The organism is Endozoicomonas sp. SCSIO W0465 (genome assembly GCF_023716865.1).
Classification (GTDB): Bacteria; Pseudomonadota; Gammaproteobacteria; order Pseudomonadales; family Endozoicomonadaceae; genus Endozoicomonas.
The window spans coordinates 6,967,904-6,992,745 of record NZ_CP092417.1 but is presented as its reverse complement, the minus strand read 5'-3'; the positions used below and the strand labels follow the sequence as shown (position 1 = coordinate 6,992,745).

Below are 24,842 nucleotides of genomic sequence, written 5' to 3'. Positions count from 1 at the left end.
GATCCTGTGTTGACATATGGATATATGTTCAAACTGGTGGGCTGCGATAGAAAGAAGGATGTTACAAGACAATATAATTTGCCATGGATTGCTATTGTACTGTTAAAGTAGTTGCAGCAAGTATTATCAGACCGGGGATGTGATAGATATGCTAAACACCCTGCGCAATATCGTACAGGAAGTCAGTTCTGCCTCTGATCTACAGGTGGCACTGCAGATTATTGTGCAGCGGGTTCGTGGTGCCATGAAAACCGAGGTGTGCTCAGTCTATCTATATGACTCTGAGAGTGCCTTTTATACGCTGATGGCTTCAGAAGGTTTGAATCCTTCTGCTGTGGGGCAGGTTACTCTCTCTCACTCCGAAGGTCTTGTTGGCCAGGTCGGGCTGCGTGAAGAGCCCATAAATCTTGAAGAGGCTGCTTCTCATCCGAAGTTTCACTACATCCGTGAAACTGGGGAAGAGCGCTTTACCTCTTTTCTGGGTGTCCCCATCATCCATCATCGCAACACGCTTGGTGTCCTGGTGGTTCAGCAGGTTGAGCAGCGGCGCTTTGATGAGCATGAAGAAGCCTTTCTGGTCACTATGTCTGCTCAATTGGCCGGGGTTATTGCCCATGCTCAGGCAACCGGCTCCATCAATAATGTCGCCACGCCGACCCGAAAAAAACGAATTGCGCGCTTTCAGGGGAGTGCAGGTGCCACAGGGGTAGCGATTGGTGATGCGGTGGTTATTACGCCTCCGGCTGATCTTGGCGCAGTGCCTGAGCGAGCCTGTAAGGATATGGATCTTGAGCTTGCGTTGCTTGACCGCGCGCTGGCTGCAGTGCGGGAAGAAATGAAAGACACCGCTGAGCGGCTTTCTGATCGTTTGCCTGCTGAAGAACAGGCGCTCTTTGACGTCTATCTGAGAATGCTCGATGACCGGGCCCTTGGGCAGGAGATAAGAGAGCGGATTCGGTGCGGTGCCTGGGCGCAAGGTGCCTTGCGGCAGGTTATTGAAGAGCATATCCGCAATTTCGAAATGATGGACGATCATTATCTCCGTGAACGGGCTACTGATGTGAGGGATCTCGGACGCAGAGTACTGTCTCATCTCCAGCAGGGAGAGCATGCGAGAGTTGAATACCCGCAGAAAACGATTCTGATCAGTGAGGAGCTTTCTCCGGTCATGCTGGGTGAGGTTCCGGAGGAGTCCCTGGCGGGTCTGGTTTCCATGCAGGGTTCCAGTAACTCTCATGTCGCTATTCTTGCCCGTGCTTTAGGTGTACCCACCGTAATGGGAGTGGTTGACCTTCCTTTTCATAAGCTTTCCGGTAAAAAACTGATTGTGGATGGCAATCTCGGTCTGGTGTACTCCTCTCCAGCCAAGGAGCTGCTGGATTATTACACTGAAGTACTCGAAGAGGAGAATCAGTTCAGCAAGGGTTTGGAAGCCATCCGGGATCTGCCTTGTGAGACCCCGGATAATTACCGTATTCCGCTATGGGTCAATACGGGCCTGATGACCGATACTATCCGCTCACTGGATCGTGGGGCGGAAGGTGTTGGCCTTTACCGGACAGAAGTCCCTTTCATGGTTCGGGATCGTTTTCCCAGTGAATCAGAGCAGGAAAAAATCTATCGTCATCAGCTTGAAGCGTTTGCCCCGCGACCGGTTACCATGAGAACACTGGATATTGGAGGGGATAAGTCTCTGAGCTATTTTCCTATCAAGGAAGATAATCCTTTTCTTGGATGGCGGGGTATTCGGGTAACACTGGATCATCCGGAAATCTTTCTGGTGCAGGTCAGGGCTATGTTGAAAGCCAGTGCAGGTCTGGGTAATCTCCGGATTATGTTGCCTATGGTGTCCAGTGTTTTTGAAGTCGAGGAAGCGCAACACCTGATTCATCGTGCCCATGCAGAAGTACTTGCCGAAGGTTTACCGGTATCGATGCCACCGGTGGGTGTGATGGTCGAAGTGCCTGCAGCCGTTTATATGGTTAAAGATCTTGCACAACGCGTTGACTTTCTTTCCATCGGGTCTAATGATCTTGTTCAATACCTGCTGGCCGTAGACCGCAACAATCCCCGGGTTTCAGATCTTTATCACTCCTTTCATCCCGCCGTTCTGCATGCCTTGCAAAAGGTTGTGGATGATGCCCATCAGGAAGGAAAGACGGTCAGCATCTGCGGTGAAATGGCTGGAGATCCTGCGGCTGCAGTGCTGTTAATGGCGATGGGCTTCGACATGCTGTCTATGAGCGCAGTTAACCTGTTAAAGGTAAAGTGGGTATTACGGCGCATCGGTATGGATCGTGCCAAGAAGATATTGTCGGATTTAATGAAGCACGATAATGCTCAGGTTATCCGTAGTTCCCTGGAACTATCCCTTTGTAAAGAAGGAATGGGAAAGGTTCTTGGTATCAAGAGTCGCCGCTTCTAGCTGGTCAACGTTAAGCAGACGGCTAGTTTGCAGGAACGCCAAGCAATTCAATAGTGACTGGCCTGGATGCTACCTGCTGTTTTTTAAATTTATAAAATACTTTGATTTTCTTTATGGGACTTTGCTGTGAGACTGTCAGTGGAATTGCTCTGGAGTAATCCTGTCCATCATCGCCATTCTTTTTGCCTTTAATCGTTTTCTGCAGATTGACATTAAATACATCGCCCTTGTTCAGATAGATGTGAGCCTGGTGCAAGATGATATCCCCATGAACGATATGGAAACGAAGTTTGCTGTATGCATCTTCAGTCCGGGGAAAAATCATCAAGGTATTTTCACTGACCCTTGCTTTGGCTGAACCGATTTCTACCCAGCTATCGTCAGCCCAAATACAGGTCAATGGTACCAACAAAGAGAGAAGCATGGCATAGCACAAGCGGGCAAGCATAAGCGAGGTCTCGGTTCTGGCAACTGCTGTTTGAGTGCTTCCCTAGCTTAGCTGATTCTGCTGCAGTTTGATCTTGAACTGACGACTTTCACTGGTGACTCCTTCTTGTAGATAGCCCTGTTCAGCCCATTGCAGCTGATTTTGGTGATCAATCATCAATACGCTGGTATTTCGGGTACCATAGTCTTTGCTGGCAATAAAACAGCTGGAAAGCCGTTTTTCCACTTCTTTACTGACCCCGGTATCCGGTAACTGTTCCTCCGGTGGTTGATAACTATCCTGCATTAGCTCAACAAGCCGTTTACTGTCTGGGGGAATTGATTCTTGCATTGCTCTTGTAAAGCGATGGCGTGCTCTCAACAGCTTTGGCCAGGGTGTGTCCAGCAGATGGTTACTTAAACCATATATCCCGGAAGATAAGGGCGAAATCTTTTGCTCTTTTGCTCGGTTGCTAAAGTAATAAAGACCTGTTGAGTCCTTAACCAGGAGATTGAAGCCAGCCCATTTATCAGTCTGTTGCTGAAGAGTGTGCAGATAGTCAAATGCAGGCTGGGAGCCTGTGACAAAGTTGGCGACCAGGGCACCTCTGGAATATAAGCCAGCAGGGTTGGGGGTTTCCCGGTAGTTGGTCACGGCAGCAAAGCGCCCATTTCGGTTAATGGCCATCCAGCTACCGCCTGCTTCAAGGTCCCGGCCACCAAATACATCGGGCCAGTCTTTCCAGAAGTCAACTGCCTGCGTTGGGCGCCGGTAAAATTCATCTCGATTGGCAGCCAGAATAAGCGGATACTGACTATCGGGCTGCCATGAAAAAACAATAAGACACATGTTTTTTATTATCTGGTAGCTTTATCAGATTCAGCAAAAATAAATTACCATCCATTATGCGAAAAAGCATGGGGAAATAATAATGAGTAGGCTTAAAGCAGCAGTGATTCAGGTTTGCTCGGGACTTGTTGTTTCTGAAAATCTTGCGGTAATTGAACGTCTATTAATGGCTCATCAACAAGAGCAAATAGATATTTTTGTTCTGCCGGAATGCTTTGCCATGCTGGGCGGCCCCCAGGCTGAAGTGGCTTTACAAGCGGATGAGATAAGAGAGTGGATGGCATCAACGGCAAAAACACTGGCTGCCTGGTTTATTGGCGGTGCAGTGCCTATTCGGGATAGTTGTGATGGGCGTCACCATGCTTCCTGTCTTGTTTATAACCCTGAAGGAAAGGAAGTCGCCTGTTACCAGAAAATGCATTTGTTTGATGCAGAGGTATCCGATGGTAAAGGACGGTATAGGGAGTCTGATGATTTTATCCCCGGAGCAGGACCTGAGCTGGTCGATATTGGCCAGGCAAAGGTTGGTCTCTCTATTTGCTATGATCTCCGCTTTCCTGAGCTGTACCGCTATCTGGTGGCGCAGGGGGCAACCGTATTCACCGTACCTTCTGCCTTCACCAAAGTAACCGGTGAAGCGCATTGGGAAGTGTTGCTAAGAGCCAGGGCCATTGAAAGTCAGTGCTATGTATTGGCAGCCAATCAGGCGGGTACACATGCTGATGGCCGGCAGACCTATGGGCGCAGCATGATCATTTCACCCTGGGGGGATATTCTTGCTGAAGCCCCTGCTGAAGGAGCTGGGGTGATTATCGCGGAACTGGATCTGGCAGAGCTGGTGCGAGTTCGCCAGCAAATGCCCTGCCTGAAGTATGTCCTCAAAAACTAATATTTTGAGGAAAATACCGTCTCTACAGTCTACCTTTCAGTTTCATGAATACATTGCCTGATAACCTTTCTACTGAAAAGCTGCTTGCTTTCATAACTCAGCAGCTACAGCACATTGTTCAGCTTCACCAGACACAAACCCGTTGCTCAGATCTACAGGAGGCGCTGGCAGGTCTTGCTGTAATTGAACAGGAATTGTTGATGGTTCTGGATAACCCGGTACTGTCTCTTCATAACAACCTCAGCGAAAGCCGGATAAGAGAACACGTCAAACGGCGTAAAATCAGTGGTGGCACCAAAAGTGAGAGCGGCCGACGGAGCCGGGATAGCTTTGCAAGCCTCAGGAAAACCTGCCGACAATATGGGCTTTCATTCTGGCACTATTTAACTGATAGTCATGCAGGTAGCGGGCATCCCCGAGATTGGCTCAGAAAATCGAGAGTGCTGCACAATGGTTGTCGTGTGAATCAAGTATCGCTTTTTGAGTGCATACTTTTTGAGTGCATACAATGATCCCACTCTATAATCAATCAAGTCTGGCGACGGGGAATGCGAATTCCACAGGATTAACTTCTGGTAGTGATCACACAACATCATCAAGACCATCAAGCTCTTTCTATTCAGGTTGGCACGTATCAAGACAAGAACCCATTGGGAGCAGTCTCCCAACCATCGATAATTATGAGCCCTCTAAAGAAAAAATATCTTTAAAGAGAGGCTCTTTTCGAATTCCGAACTGCTGAACTATCCTTGGTGGATATAATTAGCCATCGCCAGCATTGACCATGAATATAGGCCGAATCTCAGATATCATCAGTAATGACACCTGCTTTGAGATGATCCGTGAGAACCGCTGGCCAGATGGCACTGTTCTCTGTCCGCACTGTGATTCTGAGAATGTCAAAAAGAATGGACACGACAATGTGCAGGTAGAGTGCCAGCACTATTACTGTAAGTCCTGTAAGCGCTACTTCGATGACCTGACAAATACGGTTTTCGCAGGACACCACCGACCACTCAAAGTCTGGATTGCCTGTCTCTATTTAATGGGGCTGAACGTCTCCAACAGCCAGATAGCTCAGGAACTTGATCTGTGTGTCAGTGATGCACACCATATGACCACAGTCTTACGAAATGGTGTTGTTGACCGAAAGCCTGAAGTGATTCTTGATGGCGAAGTTGAATTCGACGAGGTCTACATTGTAGCTGGTCACAAGGGACACCCTGAAGCATTAAAAAAATCTGGATCGTCCACCGAGAAAAAGAAGGCTTAAAGGCGCTCCGGGCCGTGGGACTCTTGAAAAAGACAAACCGCCGGTATTGGGAATGATTCAAAGGGGAGGTCAGGTCATTATCAACATGCTGTCGAACGTTAAGAAGGCGACAATCGAACCATTTATCAAGAAACACGTAGCCCCACAGAGCCAGATTTATACCGATGAATACAACATCTATGATGACCTTGAAAGCTGGGGCTTCAGACATAAAACGGTCTGTCACGGCAAAGGTGAGTATGCTCGTGATGATGACAAAGACGGTATTTACGAGGTGCATGTTAATACTATGGAGGGGTTTTGGTCACTTCTACGCTCGTGGCTAAGGCCTCACAGGGGAATATCCCAAGAGGCTTTACCCCTTTACCTTGGCTTTTTTGAGTTTTTGCATAATATTGGCCGAAGAGGCAAAAGTCTTCTTCAGCCCTTAGTCAACTTGCTGGTTACATAGCAGTCTGGAATTGGAAAAGAGCCTAAAGAGAAATGTTTCTCACATTGAAGATGCAGTACAGGATGAAAAATTAAAAAGAAAACGACCGGTTCGTGGAAATGAGTATCAACAAGATTCATTGATAGCGAATTTAGATCAATTAAAGAGCTTTTGCCAGGAACGCAAAATCACCGTCAAACCAACGCTGGATAAGCTGGTTAATTCTTGCCCGAATGAGTCGAAAGTCCAACTGATATCCAAGCTTGGCATTTATTTTAGCAGTGTGGAAAGAACCGTTAAAAACACGGGTACGATTACCAGCATGCTCTTGAAGGGCGAAGGAAGCTCAAGAACAAAGAAAAACATTAACGAGTTTCTGAGTATTGAAGACCGTGATGTACAAGCAATAGCATGTTATCCATTTATTACATCCATTGCTTCCATCTGTAATGGTAAAGGCTTCCCCAAAGCCGGGGACGTGGACACGCTGCTGAAGCTACCGAGCCTCCAGAAGGATGGCCAGCCTGACCGGCAACTGCTGAGCTCCATTTCTTCCATGATGAGTAGGGGCTTTCCCAAAGCCGGGGACGTGGACGCGCTACTGAAGCTACCGAGCCTCCAGAAGGATGGCCAGCCTGACCGGCAACTGCTGAGCTCCATTTCTTCCATCTGTAGTGGTAAAGGTTTTCCCAAAGCCGGGGACGTGGACACGCTGCTGAAGCTACCGAGCCTCCAGAAGGAGGGCCAGCTTGACCGGCAACTGCTGAGCTCCATTTCTTCATCTGTAGTGGTAAAGGTTTTCCCAAAGCCGGGGACGTGGACACGCTGCTGAAGCTACCGAGCCTCCAGAAGATGGCCAGCCTTGACCGGCAACTGCTGAGTTCCATTTCTTCCGTGATGAGTAGCCGGGGCTTTCCCAAAGCCGGGGACGTGGACACGCTGCTGAAGCTACCGAGCCTCCAGAAGAATGGCCAGCCTGACCGGCAACTGCTGAGGTCCATTTCTTCCATCTGTCATGGTAAAGGCTTTCCCGAAGCCGGGGACGTGGACACGCTGCTGGAGCTACCGAGCCTCCAGAAGGATGGCCAGCTTGACCGGCAACTGCTGAGCTCCATTTCTTCCATATGTCATGGTAAAGGCTTTCCCAAAGCCGAGGACGTGGACACGCTGCTGAAGCTACCGAGCCTCCAGAAGGATGGCCAGCTCGACCGGCAACTGCTGAGCTCTATTTCTTCCATCTGTAATGGAAAAGGCTTTCCCAAAGCCAGGGACGTGGACACGCTGTTGAAGCTACCAAGCCTCCAGAAGGATGGCCAGCTTGACCGGCAACTGCTGAGTTCCATTTCTTCTATCCGTAATGGTAAAGGCTTTCCCAAAGCCGCGGACGTGAACACGCTGCTGAAGCTACCGAGCCTCCAAAAGGACGGCCAGCTTGACCGGCAACTGCTGAGCTCCATTTCTTCCATGATGAGTAGCCGGGGCTTTCCCAAAGCCGGGGACGTTGACACGCTGCTGAAGCTACCGAGCCTCCGGAAGGATGGCCAGCTTGACCGGCAATTGTTGAACTCCATTTCTTCCATGATGAGTAGCCGGGGCTTTCCCAAAGCCGGGGAAGTGGACATGCTGCTGAAGCTTCCGAGCCTCCGGAAGGATGGTCAGCTTGACCGGCAACTGCTGAGTTCCATTTCTTCCATGATGAGTAGCCGGGGCTTTCCCAAAGCCGGGGATGTGGACACGCTGCTGGAGCTACCGAGCCTCTGGAAGGATAGCCAGCTTGACCAGCGACTGCTGAGCTCCATTTCTTCCATGATGAGTAGCCGGGGCTTTCCCAAAGCCGGGGAAGTGGACATGCTGCTGAAGCTACCAAACCTCCAGAAGGATGGCCAGCTTGACCGGCAACTGCTGAGATCCATTTCTTCCATCTGTCATGGTAAAGGCTTTCCGAACGAGAATTTAATTTCACGAATTATAGAAACTATAGGTCTCAAGAATCTGGAACTACCAGGGTATATTGATGAACTCCTCTCATCAGAGAATTTTGATTTATTCGATGAAAACTTTTGGGCGTCACTTTCAATAGACGAAATACCCTGACTCTTATCAAAAATCATCTATTGAGAGTGCATTTAAAATTCTTCCAAAATCGAGCCTGCCACCTATCCATGCAGACCTATCCATGCAGAACAATTGATTAAAGATCAACACCTTCCTTCCACATAAACACCAATGAAAGCTATGATAGACGACTGACCGAAATTATCCTGCTTCCAGCGCTTTTCGAGAACTTACTGCCTGAACCACCGCAGATTATAAGTTAGTCAGTCAACGGTTTGTTGGCGATAATTGCCAGTGTATCCATCAACCGTTCCTGGGCATTACGTCGACGCTGACTCCGAACAGGCCGGTTCTTCTCGTATTCGCCGTCACTTTGCAGCTGCCAGCTCCGGGTGTTATCGGTGAGGTAGTAGTCCAACTCTTTTTTGATCCGGGCGGCCAGTTTTGGGTCTTCTATGGGGAAGCAGGTTTCGATACGCATATCCAGGTTTCGGATCATGGCATCTGCGCTTGAGCAATAGACCAGTGCATCATCGTCGCCATTTTCAAAATAATAGACGCGGGTATGCTCAAGAAACCGTCCGACAATGGAGCGCACACGGATGTTCTCCGAGAGCCCTTCAATGCCGGGTCTGAGGCAGCAGATGCCACGCACGATCAGATCAACTTCGACACCGGCCTGGGAAGCTTTGAACAACGCTTTAATCATGTGAGACTCGGTGAGCGAGTTAATTTTGATGATGATTCGGGCCGGTTTGCCTTCTTTGGCATTACTGGTTTCCTGATTGATCAGATCAATCAGGTTCTTTTTCAGCGTAAAGGGCGCATGGAACAGCTTGCGAACACGAACTGCACGCCCCATGCCCGTCAGCTGCTGGAAGATTTTATGAACGTCGTTGGTCAGTGTCTTGTCACAGGTCAGCAGGCTGTAATCGGTATAGAGACGGGCATTGGCGGCATGATAGTTACCCGTACCAAGATGGGCATAACGCTGAATATGCCGCCCTTCACGGCGAACAATCAACATCATCTTGGCATGTGTCTTATAGCCAACGACACCGTATACGACGACGGCTCCTGCTTCCTGCAGGCGACGGGCCAGCGCCAGGTTTTCCTCCTCATCAAACCGGGCACGGATTTCGACAACAACCGTCACCTCTTTACCCTGCCTGGCGGCTTCTACCAGGGCATCCACCATTTCGGAATGAGCACCTGTGCGATAAAGGGTTTGCCGAATGGCCAGCACATCAGGGTCCTTGGCGGCCTGGCGAAGCATATCCACCACTGGCGTGAAGGATTCGAAGGGGTGGTGCAGCAGGATGTCCTGTTTGGCGACCAGATCAAGCACATTGTTGCTGTGTTTGCGTTTACTGTGTAGCCCTTTTGGATACCCCGGGGTAAAGGGAGGAAACACCAGGTCCGGTTTGTTATTGGTATCGCAAATGGACATCATGCGGGTCAGGTTTACCGGACCACTGACCTGATAAACGTCTTCATTGGTCAGGCCAAACTCATTGAGCAGGAAATCAACCAGTGGTTGTGGACAGTTGTCGGCTACCTCCAGCCGTACCGCTTTACCGTAGCGACGGGAAAGCAGTTCGCCCTGCAGTGCCTTGGCCAGGTCTTCAACCTCATCTTCAAGATCCAGGTCGCTGTTACGGGTCAGGCGGAACTGATAACAGCCTTTGATATCCATGCCCGGGAACAGGTCGCTGACATGACGATGGATGATTGACGAGAGAAATACGTAGTCATTCCCCCGACCATCGCAGATATCTTCCGGCAGTTTGACGATCCGTGGTAAAGACCGTGGTGCCGGGATGATGGCCATGCCGGTATCACGGCCAAAAGCATCTTTTCCTTCCAGGGAGACGATAAAGCAAAGCAGCTTGTTTGCCAGCCTTGGGAACGGGTGGGCAGGGTCCAGTCCAATGGGGCTGATAATGGGCATCACTTCATGGTAAAAGAAGCGCTTGATCCATGCCTTTTGTTTTTCCGTCAGCTCATTGCGGCGCAGAAAGCGAATGCCCTCTTTTCTGAGCGAAGGTAACAGACTGTCATTCAGTATCTGATACTGAAGCTCAACGTATTCTTTGGCCTTCTGGCTGATCTCTTTCAGGACCTGCTGTGGTCCCATGCCATCGAGTCCCACTTGCTCACGGGAGAAGTCGACCTGCTGCATCAGACCCGCAACCCGGATTTCAAAATATTCATCGAGGTTGGAGCTGAAAATCAGCAGAAAACGGAAGCGTTCCAGCAGCGGGTACTCTTCATTTAATGCCTGCTGCAAAACCCGGAAATTAAACGCCAGATGGCTGAGTTCACGATTGATGTAATAGTCCGGGTTCTGGTAGTCACTGACCTTTGGGGGTTTGTTGGCTATTGGCTCGGCAAGCTCAGATGGTTGGGCCTGGGTGTCCTGAACATCCGACTGTTGGGGATTATCCATATGACCTCATTTCTCAGCAAAAATAGCAGCAGTCAGGCTTATGATGACCGGTTTCAGTGGCTTTTGTCATGGATCTTGTGAGAGATTCAACCAATGGCCCGGAAAACAGGCGACTCTCGGAACGGTAATTTAAGTGGCAGGGAGAGTGTCGCATTATTCATTTAATTCTAACAGAAAATAATTAAAGGCCACTCTTCCGGCATAGTAACTGTTCAGCACCCCCACATAAATCTGGAATTTTCTGATTTTTATACCATCCTCTTAAGCACCATTTTTCCACAATATTCGCCAGCATGATTCCAGAACTACCCGCAACTATGTCGGCTGAGATTCTCTTGAAAGAGAATGCAGAGCTGCGGATGAGAGTTGCCTGTCTGGAAGAGCGATGTCGAGAATTGGAAGAAAAGGTTGGCAAGAACAGTCAAAACAGCAGCAAGCCGCCATCGTCTGATGGTTATCAAAAACCTTGTAAAAACAGTAATTCTCCAGATCATTCTGACGACCTTTCCGCAGATAAAGGTACCGATCCATCGGATGAAAAACCCAATCCTAAAAGTCTGAGACAGTCTTCTGGTAATAAAGCCGGTGGAAAGAAAGGGCATCAGGGCACTTGTCTTAAACAGGTCGATATCCCTGACTATATTGAGTACCTTCCGGTTAAAGAATGCAATAAATGTCAGGCGTCTCTTCTTGATAGTGAGCCGGTCAAATATATTGAACGACAGGTGTTTGAACCAGGGAGACCGGGTGAATTTGAAGTAACGGCCCATAGAGCTGAAGTAAAAATCTGCACTTGTGGTTGTCGGAATCAGGCTGAATTCCCGGAAGGTGTTACCGCTGCCGCACAATATGGCTCAGCCACACAGGCTATGGCCGTCTATCTTAACCAATACCATTTCCTGCCTTTTAAGCGCGTGTCAGAGTATTTTAATACTCTCTATAAAATGAGTGTAAGTGCAGGCACTGTCGCCAATTTTGTGGCCAGAACCTATGAAAATCTGGCTTCTACTGAAGAGGTTATTCGTGACGCCTTGCGGGAATCGTCTGTTGCCGGAGCCGATGAAACGGGTATGCGGGCCGAGGGCTCTTTGCACTGGCTACACGTTATGCGGGATGAACAATGGACGCTCTACTACTTGTCTGAAAAGCGAGGTCGTGAGGCCATGGACACGATGGGCATACTGCTAACATTTGCAGGCGTTCTGGTTCATGATCATTGGAAATCCTATTTTGCATATGCGGCAACTCACGTACTTTGCAATGCCCATCACCTGAGGGAGCTTTTGGGTGTTGTTGATAGGGACAGCAATCAACTGGCGTTGCGATTGATGAAGCTACTGAGGCTTTCCTGGCATTACTGCAAGGGCTTTAAGACCATAGGTATGCTACAGATGCCAAGTGTTGTCTGTGAACGAATCGAGAAGATTTATGACCGGTTGCTTCAGCGGGCTCTAATGAAAGAAGTCGTCTATATGGAGAAGCAACGAGAGGAGCTTAAGCGCAAGAAAGTCAAGAATACTAAAGCTTACAATCTCTTCAAACGACTCACTGAGTTCAAGGCTGAGACACTGCGCTTCATGTCAGATTTTACCATTCCCTTCGATAACAATGGCAGTGAGCGGGATGTTCGAATGGCCAAGTTAAAGCAGAAAATCTCAGGCTGCTTCAGGAGTGCAGACGGTGGTTCTATGTTTGCACGGATTCGCAGCTATTTGTCGTCTGCCAGAAAACAGGGAATGGACATATATCAATCACTTCATAGAGCTGTTCGGAATTACTGTAATATGCCTTTGCTCAGTGCTGAATAGTTACCCGGCATGAACGTTTATCTATTGCTATGAAGCGGCCAAAAGCCTGGCGGCATCTTTTGCAAAGTAAGTCAGAATGGCGTCAGCTCCGGCTCTGCGAAAACAGATCAACGATTCCATCATAACGGCATCGCCATCGAGCCAGCCATTGGCAGCTGCGGCCTTATGCATGGCGTATTCGCCACTGACCTGGTAGGCAAAGACGGGCACCTTGAACGCCTCTTTAACGCGATGAACGACATCCAGGTAGGGCATGCCTGGTTTGACCATCACCATATCCGCACCTTCTGCCAGATCTGCAGCGACCTCGTGCAGCGCTTCATCACCATTGGCAATGTCCATCTGGAAGCTGAATTTATTGCTTTTGCCAAGGTTGCCGGCTGAGTCCACAGCGTCCCGGAAGGGGCCGTAGTAGTTGGAGGCGTATTTGGCAGAGTAAGCCAGAATACGGGTATTGATGTGGCCTTCCGCTTCCAGTCGTTGGCGGATGGCACCAATCCGACCATCCATCATGTCCGATGGGGCAACAATATCGGCGCCTGCCTCTGCATGAGACAGTGCCTGACGGACAAGGGCTGCAACCGTTTCATCATTGATCACATAACCATCCTCATTGGTCAGGCCATCAAGACCATGGGAGGTAAATGGATCCAGCGCAACATCGGTAATCACACCCAGCTCCGGGAACTGGTTTTTCAGTGCCCGAACCGCGCTCTGGGCAAGGCCTTCCGGGTTCCAGGCCTCTTCCGCCAGCGCGGATTTCTTGTCAGCCGGGGTGACCGGAAACAGTGCTATCGCTGGAATACCCAGCTCGACCAGCTCAGCGGCTTCCTCAAGAAGCAAATCAATGCTGAGGCGTTCAACACCCGGCATGGATGCAACCGGTTGACGCTGCTGGTTACCGTCAACGATAAACAGTGGGTAGATGAGGTTGTCGACGGAAAGTTGACTTTCGCGCATCAGGCGGCGGGAAAAGTCGTTGTAACGCATACGCCTTGGGCGGGCAGCAGGAAAAGGGCGCTGAATCATAGGGGTTATCCTTCAGAGCTGTTAAAAAACAGCCCCGTTTTCAAATTTGACGATTTTTCTTTCTGCAATGGCGGTGGCATTATACGGGAAAGAACGTATGAGTTTGCAGGAATTGTCGTATCCAACTCAAGGTGTTAGCTACTGGAAGGCGTTATGAATAAAAAGAAATGGCTGTTACTGGCAGTGCTTGTCGCAGTAATTGGTGCGTTTTACCTCCTGAACGGCCAGCAATATCTGACCCGTGATTTCTTTCAGGGCCTTTATCGTGATGATCCGGTACTGACGGCTGCCGCTTTCTTTGTTATTTACGTTGCTGTGACCGGCCTTTCACTGCCGGGAGCGGCGCTGCTTACGGTGGTGTCCGGTGCCATTTTTGGCCTGTTCCAGGGGCTTTTGCTGGCCTCTTTTGCCAGCACACTCGGTGCTACTCTGGCTTTTCTGTTGTCAAGAACCTTATTAAGAGACTGGGCCACACAAAAGTTTGCTGGCTATCTGGACACCATTAACCAGGGGGTAAAAAAGGATGGTGCCTTCTATCTTGTCACGCTCAGGCTGATTCCGGCGGTCCCTTTCTTCGTCATCAATCTGGTGATGGGGCTGACCGCTATGCGGGTCCGAACATTCAGCTGGGTTAGTCAGTTGGGGATGCTGCCGGGAACGGCCGTTTACGTCAATGCCGGTGCCCAGCTTGGGTTGGTGGAAGAGCTCTCTCTCAAGGGTATTTTAACGCTGCCATTGATCGCCTCTTTCATTCTTTTGGGTATTTTTCCCTGGATTGCCAGAATGTTAATGGAATGGCTGAGACGACGCCGGTTATACGGTCGCTACCAGCGGCCGGCACGGTTTGATAATAATCTGACAGTGATTGGTGCTGGCTCTGCCGGACTGGTCAGCAGCTATATTGCTGCAGCGGTTAAGGCCAGGGTATCGCTGATTGAAAAGCATAAAATGGGGGGAGATTGCCTGAATACGGGTTGTGTGCCCAGTAAAGCCCTGATTCGCTCAGCCAAAATGGCGCATTACCTCAAGCGGGCCGATGAGTTTGGTATTGACCAGGTATCCGGGAAGGTCAATTTCTCCGTGGTGATGGAGCGGGTTCAGGAGGTGGTTCGCAAGGTTGAGCCACACGATTCTGTAGAGCGCTATTCCGGTCTGGGGGTTAACTGCATCAGTGGCTCTGCGCAGCTGATCAGCCCCTGGGAGGTGGAGGTCGATGGTAAAGTAATCACCTCCCGAAATATTGTCATTGCCAGTGGCGGTCGACCCTATGTTCCCCCTCTGGCGGGTCTTGATAAAATCGAATACTACACATCGGACACCATTTGGGATTTACGAAATAAGCCCGGTCGGATGTTGGTGATTGGCGGTGGCCCTATTGGCTGTGAGCTGACTCAGGCTTTCACCAGGCTGGGTATCCAGGTCATTCAGGTGGATCATGGGGCCCGGCTGTTGCATCGTGAAGATGAAGATGTCTCGACAGTGGTGATGGATCAGTTTATCAAGGATGGAGTCGACTTGAGGTTGAAACACGAAGTCCGCTCGTTCCAGAAGCTTCAGGATCCAGACACCGGAGCCGAACGCCAATTTCTGGAAGCTGGCTTTAACGGTCAGAAAGTAGAAATTGATTTTGATGTTGCCCTGTTTGCCACGGGCCGAAAAGCCAATACGGCCAATCTTGGCCTGGAAGCACTGGGTATCGGGTTAACTGAGCGGGGAACCATTGAGGTGAATGACTATCTGCAGACCCGTTACCCCAATATCTATGCCTGTGGTGATGTAGCGGGACCTTACCAGTTTACCCATACGGCGGCACATCAGGCCTGGTACTGCGCCGTGAATGCACTGTTTGGCCGATTCAAAAAGTTCAAAGTGGATTATTCAGTAATTCCCTGGTGCACATTTACTGATCCTGAGGTGGCCAGAGTGGGGCTGAATGAGCGGGAGGCACGGGAGCAGGGTATTGCCTGTGAAGTGACTAAATATGGTATTGATGACCTGGATAGAGCCATTGCTGATGAAGAAGCCCGGGGCTTTGTGAAGGTACTTACCGTGCCGGGAAAAGATAAGATCCTGGGAGTCACCATTGTGGGTTATCACGCCGGGGAGCTGATTACCGAATATGTCAGTGCGATGAAGCATGGTCTGGGGCTTAATAAAATTCTGGGTACCATTCATATCTATCCAACACTGAGCGAGGCCAACAAGTATGCCGCTGGTGAGTGGAAGAAAGCCCATGCCCCCCGGGGGCTATTGTCACTTGTGGAAAAATACCACACATGGATGCGCCATTGACTATCCTTACTGGATCATAATAGACCTAAGGATGCTTAATGAGTGACCCGGACCCGTCTGATGGTGGCCCGATAGAGGATTTATCAGATCCTGTAAAGAGACCGGTAAGTAACTGTTCACAGTTTGAGTCGGCTGCCATCAGTGAAGATAAGAAGCTCTTTAAAGAGCTGAAAAAAATCCTTGAAAATCGCAGTGTCATATTGGCTGAGCCCTCTTCTCGCCAGAGTCTCAAGATCAATAACAAGAGCTTTAGAGCCAGAATAAAAAACTTCCTGCCGACGTTCATCTATAAGATGGTTTCCCGTCTCAAACCCATTCATAAGCTGAAAAAAATTGGTGCAATGATTGCGCTGGTTCAGCAGAAAAATCAAATGGCTTGGCAGCGCCTGGGAGAAGGTAAAGCGGAGGGCGCCTGTAATCAGGCGTTGAGAAAGCTGCAACTGGAGTGCGAGCAATCGCAGCTCTGGCTGGACCTTCTGGAGGGCAGAGAGCAATCGAGGGTTACCGAAGGCCGGGCGCGGGTTGTGGACTGCCTCAAAGACTGTGTTGCTGCAGAGGTTACCGGTGACTTCAAGCAGGCTGATAAAGCCTACGTTGAGGCTGTTCACGAACTGAAGTTATCGATCATCCATGAAAATGACCTGAAAATTGAACTGCAAACCCCCAAAGTGTCATCTCCTCTGGAAGGGGAGCGTAAGCAGTTTGAGAAAATGCTGGTGGATGAAGCTTTGGCCCTGGAAGCCTACCGGCTCTATGGTCATAATCGGCAGCTATGAACTGGTCACATTTTGCACTGGATCCAGAAAACAACCACAAAGAAGCAAAGGCGTTCAGTGTATAAGCTTCAGCAGCAGGCCTTCTTCCAGTAGCGCCCTTCTCACTAAAGTAAAGCCCCCATACCATGGGCTGTCATAAAGCGTTGAATAAACGACTATGGTTTCAAGGTTTTCATTAACTGAAACTGTCTGTGTTTTCAGGCAGTGCTTGATTACAGGGTGGATTATCTTTGCAGCCCCACAGATTTCACCAGCAAGCACTACCCGATCTGGCCGAAGCAAATTGACACTCATGGCAATGGCCCTGCCGAGATTACCTGCGGCTTCTTTCAATAGGTCATTTGCCAGCTGATCACCATCGTTAGCGGCACTGCAGATTGCAGTGATATCCACCTTTTCGTTAGGGCTCTTATTTAAAAGACTGGGAACACCCGACGCCAGCAGCTTATGACAGCGCTTTTCCAGGACCGGATTACAGACCAGTGTTTCCAGGCAACCAAAGTTACCGCAGTAACAGCGTTCTCCCAGCGGGTCGATCTGAATATGCCCAATCTCTCCAACGGCGAGGGTGCTGCCTTCATAGAGCTTGCCGTCCAGAATCATGCCTGCACCCACACCGTTATGGATGCTGACAAAGAGGCTGTTGTTAAATCCACGGCTGGCGCCAAAGTGTGACTCGGCCAGCGCCATGGACGAAATAAAGTTGTTGATAAAGCAGGGAATCCCCAGGGCGTCAGACACCTGCTCTGCCAGAGGGAGATTACTGACAGATAGGTGAGGCATGAAAGAAATAATCCCTTTGGCTGAATTAACCAGGCCTGGTGTCGTTATTCCTACACCGGCAAGACACCGAATATGCTTTTTATGTGTTTTAAGGAATTTTCTGAGGGTTGAAATCAGCTGTTCGGTAAATTCAACCTGATTCAAAGGTTGAACAGGCTCTGAGTATTTTGCCAGCAGCGTTCCTGACAGGTCACACAAGCCAAGGTGCAGCCTGGTTCTGCCTGCCCTTGCTGCCAGAACCTGGATCTGTCCCTGCCCGGGAGCCAGCGATGTAGCCCGACGCCCACGTTCAGAGGTCTGTTGCTCCTGCTCAACAATCAGACCGGCTTCCATCAGTTGCCGGGTGATACGGGTAACGCTACCGGCAGCCAGACGACATTGTCTGGCTATCTGAATTCTCGAGATGGAGCCATGGTCAACAATCGCTTTGTAAACCGCAGAAATGTTCCGCTCTTTTACGAAGTCCAGATTGGCAATTACAGTGGTCATTAAGTTTCGTTCTCACGCTCTGGGAGAGTCGTATAAGGTAGAGTTATTGTTTAAGTTTCAATTCTCCGCCGCTGACCGTACCCTGCAGGGTAAAGCTGTCATCAAAGATGGCGAAGTTGGCAAATTGCCCAACGGCAATGCTCCCCATCTTATTGTCAACATGAATGGCTTTTGCTGCATTGACGGTAGCCATGCGAATCACAGACTGGGGCTCAATTCCTGCGCGAATGCTATTGGCCACCGCTTCAATCATGGTGAGTGCGGAGCCGGCAAGGGTGCCATCAGCATTGGAGCACTTGCCATCCTTGTGGTAGATGGTTTGTCCCGAGAAGACAAAGGTTGCCATATCAGTGCCAGCCGGTGTGGTCGCATCGGTCACCAGCACCAGTCGGTCCAGCATCAGGCGGTGGGCGATGCGCAGGTTCTCCCATGACAGGTGATGACCATCAGCAATGATACCGGCTCCGATGGAATGACTATCAAAAATGGCACCTACCACACCAGGCTCGCGGCTGCCCAGGGGACTCATGGCGTTATGCAGGTGAGTGGCAAAGGTTGCACCGGCCTTTTCTGCCGCTTTGGCCTGCGCACAGGTGGCATTGCTGTGGCCGATGGAAACAATAATGCCCGCGTTACTCAGCCTTTCAATGGTTCCTTCCGGGCAGACTTCCGGTGCCAGTGTCACCATGGCAATGGCATCTGCATTGTCACAGAAAAAGTCGATCATTGCAGAAGATGGCTCACGGATGTAGTCCGGATCATGAATGCCTTTGCGCTGAAGATTCAGGTAAGGACCTTCCAGGTGAACACCGGGTACACGATCCGGATGCATGGCCATGTAGTCACGGGTGATATTAACTGCTTGTCGTATATCCTCATCACTGCTGGTAATTAGCGTAGGAAGAAATGCAGTGCAACCTGAGCGGAGATTGGTTTCATGCATGATATCAAGCGTATTAATGGAGATATCACTGTTAAAAAGCACACCGCCACAGCCGTTTAATTGCAAGTCGATAAAACCGGGGCTTAACGTAAGACCACTGATGTCTACTTTTTCCAGACTGTCATCACCCTGATGATCACCGGCAATATCCTCTGCCCTGCCAATGGCCGAAATTCGGCCATTCTCTATGATGATGGTATCAATCGACGCCTGCCCCGGATTAACGGTTAACGGTTTGAAATTAACCAGGGCATAAGTCTTTTCCGGGCTGATGATAAGCTCCGCAGACATATCAAAAGTCCTTGATATTCTCAGATTCGATATCCTGGAAGTAGCGCAGAGTGCGAACTTTCAGGTCCAGAGTTGCAGGATCATCACAGATCATCATCGCTTTTGGATGAAGCTGGAGGGCTGAGATCGTCCACATATGGTTCACTGATCCCTCAACCGAGGCCTGAACCGCACGGGATTTATCAGAACCCGTGGCAAGAATCATCAGCTCACGGGAGTCCAGAACCGTTCCCACGCCCACGGTAAGCGCCAGTTTTGGTACGTGGCTGATGTCCTGATCAAAGAAGCGAGCGTTCGCTTCACGGGTTTCAGTGGTCAGCGTCTTCAGGCGGGTACGGGAGGCGAGTGAAGAACCGGGTTCATTAAATGCGATGTGCCCATCGTGTCCGACACCACCCATAAACAGCTCAATGCCGCCATAACCTTTAATCGCTTCTTCATAGCGCAGACACTCAGCTTCCAGGTTGTCTGCATTACCATCCAGAAAGTTGATGTTCGCTGCCGGGATATCCACATGATCAAAGAGGTTGCGGTGCATGAACATCCGGTAGCATTCAGGGTGATTGGCTGGCAGGCCAACGTATTCGTCCATGTTGAAGGTAACAACATTGGCAAAGCTTACTTCCCCTTCCTGATGCAGACGAACCAGTTCCTGGTAAGTCGGGATTGGCGTACCGCCGGTAGGCAGACCAAGCACAAAGGGTTGCTCAGGCGTCGGATTAAATGCCTTGATACGGTTGACGATGTATCGGGCAGCCCAACGGCCAACTGCGGGTTTGTCTTTCAGAGGTATAAAGCGCATGTCGTAAACTCCGGGCTTCTCTCAATCTGCTCAGGAGGAATTGTGATGTTTTAGATCATAGCTTATTTATTTTTTGATGAAAAATAACTGCAATTGGCAAGGCGGTAAATGGGCAGAAAATGTCTTGAAATAATGATCTGGATCAACTTTCCCAGGGTTTTTATTTTGTTTAAAAAAATAAATCAGTAAGATTTAGCGGCACACAGAACTAGACATACTCTCACTATAAAGAATTAATGGTTGATCAATCATGAACATCCTTGGTTACTTGCAGAAACTCGGTAAGGCGCTGATGCTGCCTATTGCCGTTCTTCCTGTCGCAGCCTTGCTGCTTCGTCTGGGCCAGCCTGATTTGCTGGATATTCCCTTTATGGCGCAGGCGGGGAACGCGATTTTCAGTAATCTGGCACTTTTGTTTTCTATGGGTATAGCGGTAGGCCTGGCGTTTGATGGTGCCGGCGCTGCAGCCATTGCCGGTGCTGTTGGCTTTTTCATTCTGAAAGCAACGACGGCAACCATTAATCCTGACATCGATATGTCCTTCTTCGGTGGTATCATCAGCGGTATGGTTGCCGGTCATTCCTATAACCGTTTTCATGCGGTGTCGTTGCCGACTTACCTTGGCTTCTTCGGTGGCCAGCGTCTGGTACCGATCATGACCGGTCTGTTCATGCTGGCAATCGGCTGGGCATGTGGTCACATCTGGCCTGCCATTCAAAATGGTATTGATGTTTTTGGTCACGGTGTTGCTGATTCTGGTCCTGTTGGCCAGTTTGTTTACGGTACTCTGAACCGTGGCCTGATTCCTTTCGGACTTCATCACGTTCTGAACTCTTACTTCTGGTTTGGTCTGGGTGACTTTACCAATGCTGCCGGTGAAGTCGTCAACGGTGATCTGCATCGTTTCTTTGCTGGTGATCCAACGGCCGGGATGTTCATGACCGGTTTCTTCCCGGTCATGATGTTTGGTCTGCCTGCAGCAGCTCTGGCCATGTACCTGACTGCCCATAAGAGCCGTCGTACACAGGTGGGTGGTGTGCTTTTCTCGGTTGCCCTGACGGCGTTCCTGACCGGTATTACCGAGCCTCTGGAATTCATGTTCATGTTCCTGGCTCCTGGCCTGTATGCTGCTCACGCTGTGCTGACCGGTGCTTCTCTGGTGGTTACCAATGCCCTGGGCGTTCTGAGTGGTTTTGGTTTCTCCGCCGGTCTGTTTGACATGGTGCTAAACTGGGGACTGGCAACTAAACCATGGACCCTGATTGTTATTGGTCTGGCATTTGCCGCCATCTACTTCTGCGTTTTTTACTTTGCCATCAAACTATTCAACCTGAAAACGCCTGGTCGTGAAGATGAAGACGGTTCTTTGGCAGAGAGTGCTTCAGAAGTGTCGGCAGTGGACAAACAGGGCATGAGCGACAACGCTTATCAGGCTCGTCAGTTCACCAGGGCGATTGGTGGTCTGGATAACGTCACCAACATCGACGCCTGTATCACCCGTCTGCGTCTGACACTGAAAGACCCCTCTGTTGCTGATGAGAGTGTCATCAAGGCTCTGGGTGCCAGCGGTATGATTCGTGTAGGTGAGAAAAACCTGCAGATTATTCTTGGTCCACAGGCAGAAATCATTGCTGGTGAAATGAAGGAAATTGCCGCTGATGAAGATCTGAATGCTATCCAGTTGCCTGGTCAGGCCCGGGAATTAGCAGCTGCTGTTTCCCGGGAGGCTGTTTCCCCGGAAACAGTGAAGAAAGAAATGGACGTAAATTCTGTTGAACCGGTGAATAGCGCACTGTTCGCTCGTCAGTGCCTGAAAGTGCTGGGTGGACATCAGAACGTTACTCAGATTGATGCCTGCATCACTCGCTTGCGTCTGACGCTGAAAGATGCTGTCGGCGTCAGTGATGACAGCATTAAGGCCCTGGGGGCAGCCGCGGTGGTACGTGTGGGCGAGAAGAACCTGCAAATTGTCGTCGGTCCCCAGGCTGAGATGATTGCTGAAGAAATGAAAAAGATTCCGGTGACGGATGATCTTTCCTGTAATGTAGTTGAGGTTTCTGAATGACGCTCTCCGATCGAGATGTCAAAAAAGAGGGCAAGTTTTGCCAACTGTCACTTGTTGCTCCTTTGTCTGGAATGCTGTTGTCCATCGAGGAGTCGGCCGACCCGGTATTTGCCGGACGGTTGATTGGTGATGGTGTTGTGATCAACCCAACGGATTCTGTGGTTCTGGCGCCTTGCGCCGGGACCATCAGTCAACTCCATGACTCCAGGCATGCCGTGGCTATCAAAACAGATTCCGGCGTGGAAGTATTGATCCATGTAGGTATCGATACCGTTGTTCTGCGTGGTGAAGGCTTTGAGACCAATGTCAAAATAGGCGACAAAGTGTCTGTTGGTCAGGAGCTGCTGTCCTTTGATCCCGGGGTTGTGGGAGGGAGGGCAGCCAGTCTGCAGACAGCGATGATGATCACTACCGGTGAGACCGGTATGGTTGTTAATCCCAGTACCGAAGTCAAGGCGGGGCAGGATACCGTATTTGCCATTGGTGCCGAACCCGAAAAGGTCATGTCCACCCAGAGCAAGTACAGTCGTCAGGACAGCGTAACCCTGACAGAAGGTTTTGTGCTGAAGAATCCACTGGGTCTGCATGCACGTCCTTCTGCCACTCTGATTCAGATCATCAAGCGCTTCAATTCGGAAGTCATGATTCTGAACAAGGACAATGGCAAGGAAAGCAAAGCCAACAGCCTGACTGCTTTGATGGGGTTGCAGACCGTACTGGGCTCTAACCTGCAAATCACCGTTACCGGCCCTGATGCCAAAGACGCGATGGCAGCAATCCTTGATGGTTTCCGCAGTGGCCTGGGTGAAGCCGTTGTCGATGTTCTTCCGGGCACAGATGACGTCATGGAAGAAGAAGCACCACTGCTTGGCCCGGTAGAAGGCTCAGATGGTCGTTTACCCGGTGTTAAAGCGGCACCGGGTATGGCCATTGGTAAGCTGTACCATCTGGTTCATGAGCTGCCCAGCTACCCGGAAGAGGGGGTTGGTGTCTGTGACGAACTGGGTCAGCTTGACTACGGTATTCAGAAAGCCCGGGAATCCCTGCAGCAGCTGGTTGCCAAAATGGAAGCGGATCAGGTGGGTGGTCATGCTGAGGTATTTGTTGCCCATCAGCAGCTGCTGGATGATCCGGCAATCAGTGAGCGTGCCCGTGAACTGATTGAAGCTGGCAAGAGTGCCATGTGGGCATGGCACCGGAGCTTTCTGGCTGAAGCGGATGAAATGCGCAAGCTGGATAACCCGATGCTGGCGGCCCGGGCCATCGATGTAGAAGACGTTGGTCTTCGGGTTTTGCGCTACTTGATGGGCATTCAGGGCGGTACCGATCAGCTGCCGGAAAACACCATCCTCTGTCTGGAAGACATTACACCTTCTGAAGTGGTTACTCTGGATCGCCAGCGCGTGATTGGTATCGTGACCCTGCATGGTGGCGCTACCTCCCATGCGGCGATCCTGGCAGGCTCCTTGGGAATTCCTTACCTGGTCAACGTACCGGCCAGCGTTCGTCAGTACGAGAACGGTACCGATGTCATCCTGAACGCCAACAAGGGGTACGTGCTGGTGAATCCTACTCAGGAAGAGATTGCCAGAACGATTGCCCGGCAGGAGCGTGCGGCGGCTGAACAGGAAGCTGCGCTGAAAGTGGCGGATCAGCCTGCGGTGACTATAGATGGTCACCATGTTGAGATTGCTGCCAATATCGCCAACCAGGACGACGCTGAAAAAGCAGTCAAAATGGGTGCTGAAGCAGTCGGTCTGCTGCGTTCCGAGTTCCTTTATATGGAGCGGGCCACCGAGCCAACCATGGATGAGCAGGTAAAGGCTTATGAAGGCATCCTGGGCGCTATGGGTAAAGATCGTCCGGTCATTATCCGTACGTTGGACGTAGGTGGTGACAAGCCTCTGGCTTATCTGCCGCTGCCAAGAGAAGAGAACCCATTCCTGGGTGAGCGTGGTGTGCGCATCGGCATTAACCGTCCGGCCATGCTGCGCAAGCAGATTCGTGCAATCCTGAAGGCGGCTCATGCCGGTCATGCCCGCATCATGTTTCCGATGATCAGCTCGCTGGATGAATTCCGTGCCGTGAAAAAGCTGGTGCTGGAAGAGCAGGAGAAGGCGGGCGTAACCGTTGACGTGGGCATCATGATTGAGGTGCCTTCTGCGGCGCTGCTGGCTGATCATTTTGCCAGGGAAGTGGATTTCTTCTCCATCGGTACCAATGACCTGACCCAGTACACACTGGCCGTTGATCGTGGTCATCCAAAATTGGCGGCACGTATTGATGGTCTTCATCCTGCGGTATTACGCCTGATTGATATGACGGTGAAAGCAGCCAACAGAGAAGGCAAGTGGACGGGGATCTGTGGCAGCCTGGCCAGTGACCCGAATGCAGTGCCTATTCTGGTTGGCCTGGGTGTTCAGGAACTGTCCATCAGTGTGCCTGCCATTCCGATTGTTAAAGCCCGTGTTCGCAGCCTGAACTATGAGCATTGCCAGAGTCTGGCTCGTGAAGCGCTGACACTGGATTCAGTAGAAGACGTAAGACGTTTGACTGACTGATCGAAGGCAGTGGTTTTCTGATAGCCTCCTGGTTTTGGCCAGGAGGCTTTTTTATTGCCATTTGACTATGTAGATTTCCCATACTGATCAGTAATTGAACGTAAAGTACGCGCTTCTTGATTCCAGTCATCCACTGGATGATTAATACCCAGCTATCATGCCCGCCATTTGGCTGGTGATACTTTTTGTTCACACCGATATGAATG

General features: G+C 50.3%; 18 protein-coding genes. 11 read left to right on the top strand and 7 right to left on the bottom strand.

The genetic code is table 11. From position 1 onward, the window contains the following. Positions 1-148: 148 nt before the first annotated feature. Positions 149-2,425 carry a phosphoenolpyruvate--protein phosphotransferase gene (ptsP, locus tag MJO57_RS31595; RefSeq protein ID WP_252027151.1) on the top strand — a complete coding sequence of 759 codons (2,277 nt, stop codon included), beginning with the start codon at positions 149-151 and terminating at the stop codon, positions 2,423-2,425. A 22-nt stretch (positions 2,426-2,447) separates the two neighbouring features. On the opposite strand, the gene MJO57_RS31590 is transcribed toward ptsP (MJO57_RS31595), so the two are convergent. Both MJO57_RS31590 and MJO57_RS31585 read right to left on the bottom strand, forming a co-directional pair. Beyond that, positions 2,448-2,849 carry a hypothetical protein gene (locus MJO57_RS31590; RefSeq protein WP_252021541.1) on the bottom strand — a complete coding sequence of 134 codons (402 nt, stop codon included), beginning with the start codon at positions 2,847-2,849 and terminating at the stop codon, positions 2,448-2,450. A 66-nt stretch (positions 2,850-2,915) separates the two neighbouring features. Next, positions 2,916-3,701, bottom strand: coding sequence for an NRDE family protein (locus MJO57_RS31585; RefSeq protein WP_252021539.1), 786 nt, complete (start codon positions 3,699-3,701; stop codon positions 2,916-2,918). 82 nt (positions 3,702-3,783) lie between these two features. Here MJO57_RS31585 and MJO57_RS31580 point away from each other — a divergent pair, with 82 nt between their 5' ends. The 5 genes from MJO57_RS31580 to MJO57_RS31560 all read left to right on the top strand — a co-directional run bounded on the left by MJO57_RS31580 (position 3,784) and on the right by MJO57_RS31560 (position 8,387). Further along, positions 3,784-4,590, top strand: a complete 807-nt coding sequence (locus tag MJO57_RS31580; protein ID WP_252021537.1) for a carbon-nitrogen hydrolase family protein — start codon at positions 3,784-3,786, stop codon at positions 4,588-4,590. 784 nt (positions 4,591-5,374) lie between these two features. Further along, positions 5,375-5,863, top strand: coding sequence for a transposase (locus MJO57_RS31575; RefSeq protein WP_252018524.1), 489 nt, complete (start codon positions 5,375-5,377; stop codon positions 5,861-5,863). Then, positions 5,832-6,314: an IS1595 family transposase gene (locus MJO57_RS31570; RefSeq protein WP_252026893.1), complete on the top strand. Its 483-nt coding sequence runs from the start codon at positions 5,832-5,834 to the stop codon at positions 6,312-6,314. The genes MJO57_RS31575 and MJO57_RS31570 overlap by 32 nt, the downstream gene beginning before the upstream one ends. A gap of 118 nt (positions 6,315-6,432) precedes the next feature. Continuing rightward, positions 6,433-7,125: a hypothetical protein gene (locus MJO57_RS31565; protein WP_252021535.1), complete on the top strand. Its 693-nt coding sequence runs from the start codon at positions 6,433-6,435 to the stop codon at positions 7,123-7,125. Further along, a complete protein-coding gene (locus MJO57_RS31560; protein ID WP_252021533.1) occupies positions 7,110-8,387 on the top strand; it encodes a hypothetical protein in 1,278 nt (425 codons plus the stop codon). The genes MJO57_RS31565 and MJO57_RS31560 overlap by 16 nt, the downstream gene beginning before the upstream one ends. Before the next feature lie 220 nt (positions 8,388-8,607). Here MJO57_RS31560 and ppk1 read toward each other — a convergent pair whose 3' ends face one another. Then, positions 8,608-10,797 (bottom strand): polyphosphate kinase 1, encoded by a 2,190-nt coding sequence (gene ppk1, locus MJO57_RS31555; RefSeq protein ID WP_252021530.1) that lies wholly within the window; start codon positions 10,795-10,797, stop codon positions 8,608-8,610. A gap of 293 nt (positions 10,798-11,090) precedes the next feature. Here ppk1 and MJO57_RS31550 point away from each other — a divergent pair, with 293 nt between their 5' ends. After that, complete coding sequence (locus MJO57_RS31550; protein WP_252017330.1) at positions 11,091-12,605, top strand: IS66 family transposase; 1,515 nt, start codon at positions 11,091-11,093, stop codon at positions 12,603-12,605. 27 nt (positions 12,606-12,632) lie between these two features. On the opposite strand, the gene hemB is transcribed toward MJO57_RS31550, so the two are convergent. Beyond that, positions 12,633-13,634 carry a porphobilinogen synthase gene (gene hemB / locus MJO57_RS31545; RefSeq protein WP_252021520.1) on the bottom strand — a complete coding sequence of 334 codons (1,002 nt, stop codon included), beginning with the start codon at positions 13,632-13,634 and terminating at the stop codon, positions 12,633-12,635. 153 nt (positions 13,635-13,787) lie between these two features. Between hemB and MJO57_RS31540 the strand changes: the two genes are divergently transcribed. Together MJO57_RS31540 and MJO57_RS31535 are read left to right on the top strand one after the other, a co-directional pair. Further along, on the top strand, positions 13,788-15,926 hold the full coding sequence (locus MJO57_RS31540; protein WP_252021519.1) for an FAD-dependent oxidoreductase: 2,139 nt from the start codon (positions 13,788-13,790) through the stop codon (positions 15,924-15,926). 38 nt (positions 15,927-15,964) lie between these two features. Next, complete coding sequence (locus tag MJO57_RS31535) at positions 15,965-16,702, top strand: hypothetical protein (RefSeq protein ID WP_252021518.1); 738 nt, start codon at positions 15,965-15,967, stop codon at positions 16,700-16,702. A 54-nt stretch (positions 16,703-16,756) separates the two neighbouring features. On the opposite strand, the gene MJO57_RS31530 is transcribed toward MJO57_RS31535, so the two are convergent. The 3 genes from MJO57_RS31530 to nagB are packed head-to-tail and all read right to left on the bottom strand — an operon-like array spanning position 16,757 to position 20,010. Continuing rightward, a complete protein-coding gene (locus tag MJO57_RS31530; protein ID WP_252021517.1) occupies positions 16,757-17,974 on the bottom strand; it encodes an ROK family transcriptional regulator in 1,218 nt (405 codons plus the stop codon). Between the two features lie 43 nt (positions 17,975-18,017). Next, a complete protein-coding gene (nagA, locus tag MJO57_RS31525; RefSeq protein WP_252021516.1) occupies positions 18,018-19,208 on the bottom strand; it encodes an N-acetylglucosamine-6-phosphate deacetylase in 1,191 nt (396 codons plus the stop codon). A gap of 1 nt (position 19,209) precedes the next feature. Then, positions 19,210-20,010: a glucosamine-6-phosphate deaminase gene (nagB, locus tag MJO57_RS31520; RefSeq protein ID WP_252021515.1), complete on the bottom strand. Its 801-nt coding sequence runs from the start codon at positions 20,008-20,010 to the stop codon at positions 19,210-19,212. A gap of 250 nt (positions 20,011-20,260) precedes the next feature. Here nagB and nagE point away from each other — a divergent pair, with 250 nt between their 5' ends. Both nagE and ptsP (MJO57_RS31510) read left to right on the top strand, forming a co-directional pair. Beyond that, a complete protein-coding gene (nagE, locus tag MJO57_RS31515; RefSeq protein WP_252021513.1) occupies positions 20,261-22,075 on the top strand; it encodes an N-acetylglucosamine-specific PTS transporter subunit IIBC in 1,815 nt (604 codons plus the stop codon). Beyond that, positions 22,072-24,636, top strand: coding sequence for a phosphoenolpyruvate--protein phosphotransferase (gene ptsP, locus MJO57_RS31510; protein ID WP_252021511.1), 2,565 nt, complete (start codon positions 22,072-22,074; stop codon positions 24,634-24,636). The genes nagE and ptsP (MJO57_RS31510) overlap by 4 nt, the downstream gene beginning before the upstream one ends. Positions 24,637-24,842: the final 206 nt, after the last annotated feature.